Source organism: Chryseobacterium sp. MMO-72 (assembly GCF_037146035.1).
Taxonomy (GTDB): Bacteria; Bacteroidota; Bacteroidia; order Flavobacteriales; family Weeksellaceae; genus Chryseobacterium; species Chryseobacterium indicum.
The window spans coordinates 77,172-90,534 of sequence record NZ_JBBCWG010000009.1 but is presented as its reverse complement, the minus strand read 5'-3'; the positions used below and the strand labels follow the sequence as shown (position 1 = coordinate 90,534).

Genomic DNA, 13,363 nt, shown 5'->3' with positions numbered 1-13,363 from the left:
TCTTGTGTATTTCTAAAAAAGAATTTATTTATTATTGAAGTCTATGTCTTCCCCCGTATTCAGGTTTTCGTTTACATTTTCTTCTTTTTTACCCGGTGTTTTCGGTCCGCTTGGATCTGCCGGTTTCGGATTTTTAATCTCATCAAGCGTCTGTAATCCGCCATCATCTCCATAACCTGCTCCTAATCCTTTAAGGTTTGAACAGCCGTCTTTCCACTCCGAAGGTTTTACGAATTTATCATCCGGAGAGATTTTTAAGCTTTTATCTGCCCATACTTTCTTCATATAGATTGCCCAGATTGGTAATGCCATTTTAGCTCCCTGTCCTTCTCCGGTTCCGTAGAAGTGGGTGGCTCTATCTTCCCATCCAACCCATGCTCCGGTTGCCAGTTTCGGTACGATTCCCATAAACCAACCGTCTGAGTTGTTCTGGGTTGTTCCTGTTTTACCGGCGATTTCAATGTCTTTTGAAATTCCTTTTCTTCCTAACTCTCCTGAAGCGGTTCCGTACTGTGCCACACCTTTCATCAGTTCGATCATGGTATAAGCGTACAGCGGATTCATCACTTCTTTAGGTTCTACATTTACTTCCTTAATTACGCGGCTGTTGGCATCTTCAATTCTCCAGATCATTTCCGGTTTGTTGTAGTTACCATAGTTTGCAAAAGTACTGTAAGCTCCAACCATTTCGTAGATGGTAATATCCGAAGCTCCTAAAGCCATTGGTAAGCTTGTGGAGATTTCTTCTGTTACTCCCAAATCTCTCGCGGTTTGTATTACGCTCTGTGTTCCCGTCATTTCGGCAAGACGAAGCGCAACAGGGTTTTGTGAGTGCGCCAATGCATCTTTTAAAGTAAGCATTCCGCCTCTTCCCGGAACACGATAGTTTCCTTTTGTAAATGTTGCATTAGATATCGTAGAACAAGGTGTTAAACCTAATTTCATAATTGCAGTTGCGTAAACGAAAGGTTTAAATGTTGAACCTACCTGTCTTTTACCCTGCTTAATGTGGTCATATTGGAAATGCTGCCAATCGATTCCTCCAACCCATGCTTTAATTTCTCCTGTTCCCGGAATTACAGACATCAATCCGGCCTGCGCCACTTTCTTGTGCCATCTGATAGAATCCCAAGGAGACATTTCTACTTCTTCTTCTCCAGCCCACGTAAATCTTGAGGTTTTAACAGGTTTTTTAAATTCCATTAGAATGGAATCTTCCGGCATTCCGTCCGCTTTAAGAAGCTTATAACGTCCTGTTCTTCTCATTGCCTGAAGCATCAGATCATTCACCTGCTTGTCATTCAGGTAATAGAACGGCCAGTTTTTTCTTCCTCTCTGTTCAGCATCAAATCTTTTCTGAAGATCCGTTAAGTGCTCTCGAATTGCCTCTTCTGCATATTTCTGCATCTTGGAATCCAGAGTAACGTATATTTTTAACCCGTCTTTATAAAGATTTAGTTTCTTGCCGGTTTCTTTTTCGTAATCGTCAAGATATTGGTCTATTTCCTTTTTCAGATAAAACTTATAATAGGCTGAATAATCATCGTTAATATTTTTAATTGGATGATAATCTATACTTATAGGTGTTGCTACTGCTTTATTAAAAGTTTCCTGATCTAAATATCCTGTTTTAAGCATCTGATCCAAAACAACATCCCTTCTTGCTTTTGCTCTTTCGGGATTTCTCATAGGGTTGTTTTTTACGGGATTTTCAAGCATGGCAACAAACATTGCGGCTTCCGGTAATGTAAGCTCAGAAGTTTTCTTATTAAAATAGATCTTCGATGCCATTTCAATTCCGTTGGCATTATACAGGAAGTCAAATTTGTTAAAGTACAGTGTAACAATTTCTTCCTTGGTATATCTTTTTTCAAGACTTACGGCAACAACCCATTCTTTCAGTTTTTGAAAAACAGCTTTTATTTTATTATCAGCTCTTTTTCCTGTGAACAGCAATTTTGCCAGCTGTTGTGTAATGGTAGAACCTCCACCACGACCTCCACCAAAAACCACAGCTCTTGCAACTGACTGTAAATCAATTCCAGAGTGTTCTTTGAAGCGCTCATCTTCTTTAGCCTGTAAAGCATAGATTAAATAAGGCGGAAGATCTTTATAAATAATAGGCTGCGTTTTCTCTTTTTCAAATTTACCCAAAAGAACCCCGTCTGAAGAGTAGATTTGTGAGGCAACATAAATGTCGGGATTTTCAAGTTCCTTTACATCCGGCATTTCTCCAAGAAACCCCTGCGATACAGCAAAGAAAAGCCCTGAAATTCCTAAAACCAAAGCAAAGAATCCGATCCAGATAAATTTTACCCACCTTTTCCAGGTAGTATCTTTCTTTTTAGGTGGAAGAGGGAAGGTTTTCCCTTTATTCCCAGTATTTTGTTTGTTTACTTCCATTGATGATTACGGTTTAGCCGTTTCTATTTTTACTCCAATGTCTTCAATTCCCGGAAGGTTGTCGTTTCTCATTGCCTGAGTAAGACCAATTTCATATTTTCCCTTTGCCGGAAATTTATAATTCAGTTTATATTGAAACAAAGTTTCCTTTGTGTCCCCAAAACCTGTCCCGAGCCATTCTCCGTTTGGTTTTGCCAATACATAATTCAACGTATCGGTTTGCTTTTTCTTACTTTGAAGGTCGGTGAAATTGACGATGAACCTTATATTGCTGTAAGGATAATCGTCGTTATTTCTTACAACAAATATAATATTTTTCGGATTTTGAGGATCTGAAATTTCAAGATTAAATTTTTGTTCACTTTTCTTGTTCCATTTATTATCAACGGAATTCATAAAAACTTCTCCTTCGGTGGAAGAATTACAGCTAAAGAAAAGAATAAGTGTAAATAATCCTAAAATTTTACGCATTGTTATCTTTTTTTGGAGGAAACTTCTTTTTAAATTTCTTTTTATTTGGGTTTGGTTTTTTCTCAATTTCAGCACCTGTGGTAGCAGCTTCTGCTTTTTCCAACTGGGCTTTCGGCTGTTGAGACTTTTGCTGTCTCGGTTGGTTATTATTAGAATTTGCTTTTGGATTTTGCTGTTGTTTTTCCTGTCTCGGAAGCTTTTCAGCAGATTTTTCACTTCTTTCAGGACGTTCCTGTCTTTCAGGTCGGTTGTTGTTCTTCTTCTGACCTTGCTGATTTTGGTTATTCTGATTGTTGTTATTCGGTCTGTTCTGATTTTTATTCCTGTTTCCTCTGTTCTTCTTTTCGAAACGGTCTACATTATTTTCCTGAATCAAATCAATGCTTGCAAAAGGCGTTTCCGGCTGCTTAAGATCTTCCAGCGGAAGTATTTTCTCGCCACGTTTATTTTTAGAAATCAGTTTTTTAACCAGATCGATATCAAAATCGTACCATGCAATTGAATTTTCTACATAAGCAAACCACATTTTCTTTTTGAAAACGTCGATTTTAATACAGAAAGCTCTTCCTTTTTCGGTATCCAGAGTGGTAGAAGAAGAAGGGAAATTACTTAAAGCATCAAGATAACTGTCGAGTTCATAATTTAGACAGCATTTTAGCTTACCGCACTGTCCGGCAAGTTTCTGAGGATTGATACTCAGTTGTTGATATCTCGCCACATTGGTATTTACAGACCTGAAATCTGTTAACCATGTGGAGCAGCAAAGCTCTCTTCCGCAAGATCCGATTCCGCCTACTTTTGCGGCTTCCTGTCTGAAACCGATCTGTTTCATATCGATTTTTGTACGGAAAGCTCCGGCATATTCTTTAATCAGCTGCCTGAAATCCACACGGTTATCTGCGGTATAATAAAAAGTAACTTTAGAGGCATCCCCCTGATATTCCACATCGGTTATCTTCATTTCAAGACCCAGTCTGTGTGCAATTTTTCGGGCTTCTATTTTTACGTTATCTTCTTTTTTTCTTGCTTCCTGCCATACTTCCAGATCTTTCTGATTGGCCTGTCTGTATATTTTTAGTGCCGATTCTTCAGAACATTTCTTCTTTTTCATCTGAATCTTTACTAATTCTCCGGTGAGACTTACCACACCTACATCATGTCCGGGACTCGATTCTACTGTTACTACACTACCTATATGTAACGGGATATTATTTACATTTTTATAAAACGATTTTCTGTCATTTTTAAATCTAACTTCTACAAAATCGCATCGGTTCGGTGCGGGATTGTTGATGTTAGAAAGCCAGTCAAAAACACTTAATTTATAACTATTACCACAGGTATTTACATTTTCACAGCCATTCGCGGTTTTCTTGGGTCCGCAAGAATGTGCAGAATCGCCGGATGTCTTACATCCACAACTCATATATTATATATTTAATTTGCAAATTTATGATTTTTATCTTTATGAGGTCTAAAATAATCAAATATTCGGGAATCCCTTTGTTTAAAACTAAACAAAATGAGATGCGTGCGAAATAAATCTGCTTAATCGTTTAATAATGATAATCTTAGATATGATCTTACTTAAAGTATTATTTTAAACATAATTTTCTTTTGCATTGACGTTTAAAATTTTATGATTTATTAACAGATGTAACCAAAATAATTTTATATTTGGGTTATATAATAATAGTCTATGAAAAAAATAGTAATATCAACAGCTTTATTGGCAGGCGTATTATCTTATGCAGGAGGCTTCAGAGTTTCTCTTCAGGGGGTAAAACAGTTGGCAATGGCTCATACCAGTGCACACGCTGAAGATGCAAGTGTAACGTTCTTCAACCCTGCAGGTATGTCATTTATTCCTTCAAAACTAAGTGTTGCAGCAGGTGGATTCGGTATCAATTCTAAAGTAACGTATCAGAATCTTTCGACACTGGAATCTTATTCTACAGACAATCCTATGGGAACACCTATTTACGCTGCTGTAGCTTATAAGGTTTTAGATAACCTTTCTTTAGGGTTTAACTTTTCAACACCATACGGTAGTTCTGTAAAGTGGCCGGATAACTGGGCCGGAAAGGAAATCGTGCAGAATATTGAGCTGAAGGCATTCTATTTTCAGCCAATGGTTTCCGTGAAATTATCTCCTTGGGTGTCCGTAGGAGCAAGTTATATTTATGCTAAAGGAACTGTAGACTGGACTAAAGCAGTTACGCAGTTAGGCGGTAATTTAAATCTAAAGGATGATAAAGCTTCTGGACATGGTTTTGGACTAGGCTTCTATTTCAGACCTGAAGAAAAACTTGATGTAAGTATTGCTTACAGATCACCGGTTTACATGAATGCAGATAAAGGAAAGGCTACATTTAATATTTCTCAGGCGTTGTACTCCTCAGTAAAGCTAGATGCTAACGGACAGGATAATTTTAAAGCAGTTCTTCCTTTGGTTGACGAATATACGATCGGGGTAACTTATAAAATAACTCCAAAATGGCAGGTTTCCGGAGATTTCAATTATTACGGTTGGGAAAAATACAATAAACTTACATTGGATTTTGAAAACGCATTGGCAGGAAATCAGGCAGATGATCCTACAAAGAATATAACCCCTAAAAACTTCCATAATTCAAAAGCTTTCAGAATCGGTACTCAATATATGATAACGGATAAAATTGCTGGAAGACTTGGATATTACCATGACGAATCACCTTATGATAACGCTCATTTCAGTCCTGAAACGCCGTCTTTCGATGCTAATGTGATGACAGGCGGAGTTGGATTTAAATTCAATAAGCTGGGTGTAGATGTTTCTGGAGCTTACAGTTTCCAAAAATCGAGAGATATAAGCAATGCATTTTATAATTTTTACGGACAGGCTAAGGCAAGAGCATTTTACTTTGGTTTAGGTTTGTCTTATAACGCATTTTAATTTTTAATCAAGAATTATGAAAAAAATATTAATTTCTACATTCGCTGTCTCAGCTTTATTACTAAATGTAAGTTGTGATACCGACTTTGATACTGATGTAAAGGACGTGGTGGTAACTTCCGGAGAAGCCAATTTTTCTAAATATGTATCTTTAGGTAATTCTCTTACATCGGGTTATAGAGACGGAGCACTTTATTCGGACGGACAAAACGAATCTTATCCATCAATGATTGCAATGCAGATGAAGCTTGCAGGAGGAGGTGATTTCAAACAGCCTTTAATGCCGAATAATACCGGAGGGTTTAATAATATTCCTGGATTTCCGGGGAAATTGGTTCTGACCGTTGTGAATGGCTCTTTAACCCCAGTTGCTTCTGCTCCTGCAGCGGCACTTGATAATATTTCTTCGGGAGCACCTTATCAGAATTTAGGGGTTCCGGGAGCAAAATCATTCCACTTAGGTCTTTCTAATTACGGGATGCTTAATCCTTTTTATGCAAGATTTTCTACCGGGGTAAGTCCTGTGGCAGCTGCGGTAGCTCAAAATCCTACATTCTTCTCTTTATGGATTGGAAATAACGATATTTTAAGCTATGCTACAAGTGGAGGAACGAACTCTACGACAACAGGAGGTGTTACAACATATACACCTGCAGTATTTCAGAATGGGAATCTTAATCCGGCAACTTACGGATCTAATGATATTTCTGATCCAAATGTAGTTGCATCCAGTATCAACTCTTATGTAACGGCTCTTACGGCAAACGGTGCAAAAGGGGTAGTTGCCAATATACCAAGTGTAACAGCGATTCCTTTCTTTACAACGGTTCCTTACAATCCGTTAACTCCTGCTGCTTTAGGATCTAATCTTACTACGCTTAACACAAACTTATACGGTCCGCTTAAGCAGGCGCTTACCGCTTTCGGTGCAGGAAACCGAATTAATCTATTATCGTCTACTTCATCAAACCCTGTTTTGATCAGAGATGTTTCTTTAACGAATTTATCGGCTCAGCTTACTGCAGCTCTTACTCCATCTTTAGGAGCTCCTACAGCTGCCGCTTTCGGACAGATCTACGGACAGGCGAGACAGGCAACTGCGGAAGATTATATCCTTCTTACAACGAGAGCAGTAATTGGCTCTACTAACCCAAATGCTCCGGCTTCAATTAATGTATATGGTATTTCTTATCCTTTAGAAAATCAGCATGTACTTTCAAAAGCGGAAGCCGCAAACGTAGTAACAGCTATGACAGCCTATAATACTGCCATTAAGTCTATTGCGGATACTAAAGGACTTGCTTTTGTAGATGCAAACGCTAAAATGGTAGAGCTTAATTCCCAGTCCGGAATTTTGTATGACGGAATAAGATATACAGCAAAATTCGTAACAGGAGGAGCTTTCTCTCTTGATGGGGTTCACCTTACAGGAAGAGGGTATGCGATTATTGCGAATGAATTTATTAAAGCAATTAATGCTAAATATAAATCTACATTACCACAAGTAAATCCAAACAATTATTCAGGAGTAAAATTCCCATAATAAAAGGATAAATAAAAACTTAGAAACCACAGGAGCAATTCTTGTGGTTTTTTTTTAAATTTGCAAATCTTTAAAAAGTAAAAATGGCCGATCAGTTAAGTTATCTATTTTCTACAAGGACGAGTAAGGACTTGGCAGAGAAAATTGCCCAAAATTATGGGAAAGAATTAGGAAAAATCAACTTTCAGACATTCAGCGACGGAGAATTCGAACCTGTTTTAGACGAATCCGTAAGAGGGGGAAGAGTTTTCCTTATTGGATCTACATTCCCGCCGGCAGACAATTTATTAGAACTTCTTCTGATGATTGATGCTGCTAAAAGAGCTTCTGCTAAAAGTATTACCGTGGTGCTTCCATATTTCGGGCTTGCAAGACAGGACAGAAAAGACCAGCCAAGAGCTCCAATTGGTGCTAAATTGGTGGCAAACCTTTTAACCGCTGCGGGAGCTACGAGAATTATGACGATGGATCTTCACGCAGATCAGATTCAGGGTTTCTTTGAAATTCCGGTAGATCATCTGTATGCTTCTACTATTTTCGTAGATTACATCAGAGATCTTAATTTAGCAAATCTTACCATCGCTTCTCCGGATATGGGAGGTGCAAAAAGAGCCAAAAACTATGCAGGTCACCTTGGTGCGGATGTGGTAATTGCTTATAAGGAAAGAAAAAAAGCAAACGTGGTGGAAGAAATGTTCCTTATCGGGGATGTGGACGGAAAGAATGTTATCCTTATTGATGACATGATTGATACTGCCGGAACGCTTTGCAAAGCTGCAGACATCTTAATGGAAAAAGGGGCAAAATCTGTAAGAGCAATGGCAACGCACGGAGTACTTTCAGGAAAGGCTTACGAAAATATTGAGAACTCAAAATTATTGGAAGTTATTGTAACTGACTCAATTCCTGTTAAAAATAATTTGTCATCTAAAATAAAAGTGCTATCTTGCGCCCCATTATTTGCGGACGTTATGAAGATGGTTCACGAGCATCAGTCAATTAGCAGTAAGTTTGTTATTTAACTGATATTTAGAGGTTTGCAAATTTAATTTGAAACAATTTTTTAAATTTTTTATAAATGAAATCTATTACAATTCAAGGTACAAAAAGAGAAAGCGTGGGCAAAAAGTCTACAAAAGCTTTACGTGATGCTGAATTAGTTCCTTGTGTTGTTTACGGAGGTGAAGTTCCTTTGAATTTCTCTGCTACTGAGAAATCTTTCAAAGGTTTAGTATACACTCCTGAAGCACACACGGTATCTATTGAGGTTGATGGTCAAACAATTCCGGCTGTTCTTCAGGATATTCAGTTTCACCCGATTACAGACAAAATTCTTCACGCAGATTTCTATCAGTTAGCTGACGATAAGCCAGTTATCATGGAAGTTCCTGTAAGAATTACAGGTCGTTCTAAAGGTGTTGTAGCTGGTGGTGTTCTTCGTCAGTCTTTCAGAAAACTGAAAGTAAAAGCGATCCCTGCAAACTTACCGGATGAGATCGTTGTAGATGTTACTCCTTTAAGAATTGGTAACAAACTTTATGTTGGAGGTATCAAAACTGAAGGATACTCTTTCATGCACCCGGACAACGCAGTTGTAGTAGCTGTTAAGATGTCTAGAAATGCAATGAAAGGAGGTGCAGCAGCAATGGATGATGACGATGAAGAAGAAGTTGCAACTGAAGAAGGAGCAGCTCCTGAAGCTACAGAAGCAGCAGCAGAATAAGAATTTCTTATTGAGATATAGAAAACCTGTCAATTTTTTGGCAGGTTTTTTTATGGCTAAAAGGTAAATATGATGAGTTCAAATCTTGTTTAATCTTTTATAAGTGAAACGTCTTTGTGAAACTAAAAGCATCAATTAATAAAAAACTTTGTGATCATTGTGTTCAAAATAACAAATTTATTTAAATCATTTTCATAGCTATCACTTGCTGAGTGAACGCCCTTGCGAACCCAAAATGTCTACAATAAAATGAAAATTCTCAGCGATCTTAGCGTTAAAAGCAAAAGAGAATATTTCACATCGAATTTTTCTATCAACCAACAACAATCAACTCTCAGCTACAATCCGAAAAAAAGCCGTAAATTTGAAGAGTTCTAAATAAGAACGTTTTAATTAAAAATTTAATAAATGTTTGACATTCAGGAAATCAGAAGTCAGTTTTCTATATTAGATCAGAAAGTGAACGGTAAACCACTGGTTTATCTCGATAATGCAGCCACCTCTCAAAAACCGGATTCCGTTTTGGAGGTCTGGAACAAATATTACACAGAAATCAATGCGAATGTACATCGTGGAATTCACACACTAAGCCAGTTGGCAACTGAAGAAATGGAGCTTTCCAGAAGAAAAATCCAGAAATTCATCAATGCTGAACATGATTTTGAAGTTATTTTCACCAAAGGAACTACCGAAGGAATCAATTTGATCGCCTATATTTTAACACAAAAATTAAAAAAGGACGATGAAATTATTATCTCTTATCTGGAACACCATTCCAATATTGTTCCGTGGCAGATGCTTTGTGAAAGAACCGGAGCGAAGCTGAAAGTCATTCCTATGGATGAAAACGGAATTCTTCAACTCGATCAGTTTGAAAAATTTTTAAATGAAAAAACGAAAGTTGTTTCCATTAATCAGGTTTCCAATGCTTTAGGAATTATTAATCCGATTGAAGAAATCATTGCTAAAACAAGAAAGAATACCAATGCTTATATCGTTATCGATGGAGCTCAGTCTGCGCCTCATTTTACCCTTGATGTTCAGAAAATGGACTGCGACTTTTTTGTTTTCTCGGGACACAAAATGTACGCTCCGATGGGAACGGGAATTCTGTACGGAAAACAGCAGGTTCTTGAAGACTTACCGCCATTTCACGGAGGCGGAGAAATGATTGCCACCTGTTCTTTTGACGGAACCACTTACGCAGGTCTTCCTTTTAAATATGAAGCAGGAACACCCAATGTAGGTGGGAACATTGCTTTGGGAGCTGCCGTAGATTTTATTCTGAAAGTAGGGCAGGAAAATATTCAGAATCATGAAAATGCTTTGCTGGAATATGCCCAAAAACAGCTTTTAGAACTGGAAGGAATTAAAATTTATGGGGAAAAAGCCAACAGAACAGGAGTAGTTTCTTTCAACCTTGAAGGAATCGGAATTGCTTCAGATGTGGGAATGATTCTGGATAAACTGGGAATCGCCGTAAGAACGGGACATCACTGTACACAGCCGATTATGGATTTCTTCAATATTGCAGGAACCGTAAGAGCCAGTTTTGCGGTTTACAATACATTCAGTGAAATTGATGCTTTGGTAGAAGGCGTGAAAAAAGCACAGAAAATGCTAGGCTAGGCTTAGATTTTTTTTATACAAAACGGTCAGATAAATTTCTGACCGTTTTCTTTTTGTATATAGTCTTAATTGACTTCCGAATCACACATTTCCATCGGAACAAGACATTTTGTGGAAAGACACGGATTTCCGCTTGGGATCTGAAGACAGCACGCATGATATCCGTTATACGTAATGTGGTACGTGTTTGCCGGACAGGTATGACCCCCTAAAACCTGCTTTAAATTTTCTCTCTGAATTTTTTTTAGATTTTTCATAATACTTTGTTTTATAGTTGTTTGTAATAAGTCACTAAAATATGAAAAATTATTTAAATGATATTTTTAATTAATTTTAAAAAATAATTTCTTACGGTGTAACCTTTTTCGTTTTTAATTGTCTTACTAATAGAAACAAATAATTATGAAGCTTTTGTTCGGAAATAAAAAAGATGATTTGCTGAGCCGCCTCAAGAGGCAGGAACCGGCAGCGCAGAAAGTTTTTTACGATCAGAATGTAAAGAAATTTCTGAGCATCAGCAGAAGTTACGTTACAGATTTGTATCAGGCTGAAGATTGTGTAATAAAAGCGTTCTGTAAAATTTTTAAAAGTATTGAGACCTTTAGAAATGACGGAAGTTTTGAAGGCTGGGCGAGAAGAATTGTCGTGAATGAATGTCTGAATTTTATTAAAAGCCGCAAAACCGTTTTTTATCTGGACGACATCAGTCAGTCTTATCTGGAAGAAATTTATGAAGAAGATGTCAGTTTTGATTTCAATGCGCAGGAACTTCTGGATCAGCTTCCGGATGCATACAGAATGGTCTTTAACCTCTATGTTCTTGAAGATTATTCGCATCAGGAAATTGCAGATACATTGCAGATTTCAGTTGCGGTAAGCAAAACGCAATTATTTCGGGCAAAAGAAAAGATTAGAAAAATTTATTTTCAACAACAAAAAGCACTGAAAAATGAACACTACTAAAAATAATATAGAACATCATATCAAAAAGCAGATTTCTGAAAGAGAAATTACTCCTTCGAGAAATTTATGGTCCGAAATTGAAGCCCAGTCAGAACGAAAAAACTCAAAAACAAAAATGAATTGGTATTTGGTGGCGGCTTGTCTGGTTTTAACGTTCAGCTTGGGAGTAGTTCTGTTTTTTAATAAAGAAAATAAAGAAGTTGGAAAATCTGAAATGGCTGCTGAGATTAAAAATTCAGATATTCAGAATAAAACTCAGGAACAAACAGTACAGTCTCCTGAAACTTCAGATTCGAAACAGAAAGAATCTTTTGCGGCAGAAAATATTCAGGCTGAAAAAAAGAATGAAGCTGTAAAGTCACAAATTATTGTAGAGCAAAAACAAATGCCTTTAACAAAAGAAAACGCTCCTGAAATTATTGCCAATATTGCTAAAACCGAGCCTGAAAAAATTATAGCAAAGTCAGATTCGGTAAAAACTCAAGGGAAAAGAAAAAGATATGTTGATCCTTCCACCTTATTGTTCTCGGTAGAACATAAAGACGTTATCGAAAAAACCAAAGAAAGCAATGTAGCAACCATTGATCTGAACGGAAAATAATACTTCAAATTTTTAACAACTAAAAAAATAATACTATGATTAAAAAAATGATCATGATGGGACTATTGTGCCTTTTATCTGGTACAGCCTATTCTCAGAAAAATCTTACCTTAAATCTTCAGCCTAAAGAAGATACGGAAGTAAGCCCGATAGTAAAAGAAAAAGTAGATGAATACGCCCGAAAAATTGATTCAATTATTCAGGAAGAAAAAAAGCTGATGGAAGCAGAGCTGATGATTCTTCAGGCTAAAAATCTGGATAAAGCTGAATTCGACAAACAAAAGGCGGTTATTGCCGATCGTTTTTCGGAAAAAATTGATCAGCGAATTGAAGAACTTGGTTTTGATCTGGATTCTGTGATTCAAAAGCAGGTAAGATATTCTCTTCTGAATTCTGATGTAACTTCCAACGAAGAAATTAAAGAAAAACTTCTAAAGAAATTCCGTCCGACTAAGAACTTCACCGCCTATTTTTCTTACGGAGCCATGATGCTCACCAACAATAAAGCAGATAATGATCTGGATAAAAACTTAGGATACGCGGGAAATCTTGAATTTGGGCTGAAATTCAATTATCAGTTCAGCAGAACCAGTCATTGGGGATTAATTTCCGGACTTGGATTTTCATGGAGAACCTTAAACATTGATAATAACAGATTTTTCGCCAAAGACATGAATTCGGATGTTTATCTTTCGGCTTATGATAAAAATTTAAGCAAAAGCAAATTGCGAACAGGCTACGTCATCGTTCCGTTGGGGTTGCAGTATAATTTTTCTAAACTGAAAAGCGCAGGAATGGATGTCCAGTACAGAGATTATCAGAAGGGCTTTAAAGTAGGTGCCAATGTTTATGGAGGAGTAAGAATGTCTACCAATAACATTATTAAAGGCGAAGAAATCAGCCAGAGAGAAAGAGGGAATTATCAGGTAAATCCTTTCATTTACGGAGCGCAGTTTACCGTTTCTTACAGCGATTTCAGCATTTTTGTAAAAAAAGATTTTGGTAATTTTTTCAAGGATAACCAATTTGAAAATGACAAAGCTCTGGTTATCGGTCTTGCTTACAAATGGTAAAAACACGTAATATTCATATATA

Annotated in this window: 12 protein-coding genes; 8 read left to right on the top strand and 4 right to left on the bottom strand. The window is 37.1% G+C overall.

The features are described 5' to 3' along the window. Positions 1-24: 24 nt before the first annotated feature. From WFH39_RS13255 to WFH39_RS13245, 3 genes are read right to left on the bottom strand one after another with little or no spacing between them, the layout of a single operon-like run. A complete protein-coding gene (locus WFH39_RS13255) occupies positions 25-2,403 on the bottom strand; it encodes a transglycosylase domain-containing protein (RefSeq protein WP_336690254.1) in 2,379 nt (792 codons plus the stop codon). Between the two features lie 6 nt (positions 2,404-2,409). Next, positions 2,410-2,874 carry a gliding motility lipoprotein GldH gene (locus WFH39_RS13250; protein WP_336690253.1) on the bottom strand — a complete coding sequence of 155 codons (465 nt, stop codon included), beginning with the start codon at positions 2,872-2,874 and terminating at the stop codon, positions 2,410-2,412. Next, positions 2,867-4,300, bottom strand: coding sequence for a PSP1 domain-containing protein (locus WFH39_RS13245; RefSeq protein WP_336690252.1), 1,434 nt, complete (start codon positions 4,298-4,300; stop codon positions 2,867-2,869). The genes WFH39_RS13250 and WFH39_RS13245 overlap by 8 nt, the downstream gene beginning before the upstream one ends. 273 nt (positions 4,301-4,573) lie before the next feature. On the opposite strand from WFH39_RS13245, the gene WFH39_RS13240 reads away from it, so the two are divergent. The 5 genes from WFH39_RS13240 (at position 4,574) to WFH39_RS13220 (ending at position 10,704) form a co-directional block, all read left to right on the top strand. Continuing rightward, entirely contained in the window at positions 4,574-5,809 is a 1,236-nt protein-coding gene (locus WFH39_RS13240) for an OmpP1/FadL family transporter (protein ID WP_214587638.1), read from the top strand. 16 nt (positions 5,810-5,825) lie between these two features. Then, positions 5,826-7,352, top strand: coding sequence for a G-D-S-L family lipolytic protein (locus tag WFH39_RS13235; RefSeq protein ID WP_336690251.1), 1,527 nt, complete (start codon positions 5,826-5,828; stop codon positions 7,350-7,352). Between the two features lie 83 nt (positions 7,353-7,435). After that, positions 7,436-8,374 carry a ribose-phosphate pyrophosphokinase gene (locus WFH39_RS13230; protein ID WP_214587636.1) on the top strand — a complete coding sequence of 313 codons (939 nt, stop codon included), beginning with the start codon at positions 7,436-7,438 and terminating at the stop codon, positions 8,372-8,374. A gap of 56 nt (positions 8,375-8,430) precedes the next feature. Continuing rightward, positions 8,431-9,075 (top strand): 50S ribosomal protein L25/general stress protein Ctc, encoded by a 645-nt coding sequence (locus WFH39_RS13225; RefSeq protein ID WP_336690250.1) that lies wholly within the window; start codon positions 8,431-8,433, stop codon positions 9,073-9,075. 408 nt (positions 9,076-9,483) lie between these two features. Further along, on the top strand, positions 9,484-10,704 hold the full coding sequence (locus WFH39_RS13220; RefSeq protein WP_336690249.1) for an aminotransferase class V-fold PLP-dependent enzyme: 1,221 nt from the start codon (positions 9,484-9,486) through the stop codon (positions 10,702-10,704). A gap of 65 nt (positions 10,705-10,769) precedes the next feature. On the opposite strand, the gene WFH39_RS13215 is transcribed toward WFH39_RS13220, so the two are convergent. Beyond that, a complete protein-coding gene (locus WFH39_RS13215) occupies positions 10,770-10,961 on the bottom strand; it encodes a bacteriocin-like protein (protein WP_087708149.1) in 192 nt (63 codons plus the stop codon). Between the two features lie 145 nt (positions 10,962-11,106). Here WFH39_RS13215 and WFH39_RS13210 point away from each other — a divergent pair, with 145 nt between their 5' ends. The 3 genes from WFH39_RS13210 to WFH39_RS13200 are packed head-to-tail and all read left to right on the top strand — an operon-like array spanning position 11,107 to position 13,341. Next, positions 11,107-11,667, top strand: a complete 561-nt coding sequence (locus tag WFH39_RS13210; RefSeq protein ID WP_336690248.1) for an RNA polymerase sigma factor — start codon at positions 11,107-11,109, stop codon at positions 11,665-11,667. After that, positions 11,654-12,268: a hypothetical protein gene (locus WFH39_RS13205; protein WP_336690247.1), complete on the top strand. Its 615-nt coding sequence runs from the start codon at positions 11,654-11,656 to the stop codon at positions 12,266-12,268. Before WFH39_RS13210 ends, WFH39_RS13205 begins: the two co-directional genes overlap by 14 nt. A 35-nt stretch (positions 12,269-12,303) precedes the next feature. Next, on the top strand, positions 12,304-13,341 hold the full coding sequence (locus WFH39_RS13200) for an outer membrane beta-barrel protein (RefSeq protein ID WP_336690246.1): 1,038 nt from the start codon (positions 12,304-12,306) through the stop codon (positions 13,339-13,341). Positions 13,342-13,363 lie beyond the last annotated feature (22 nt).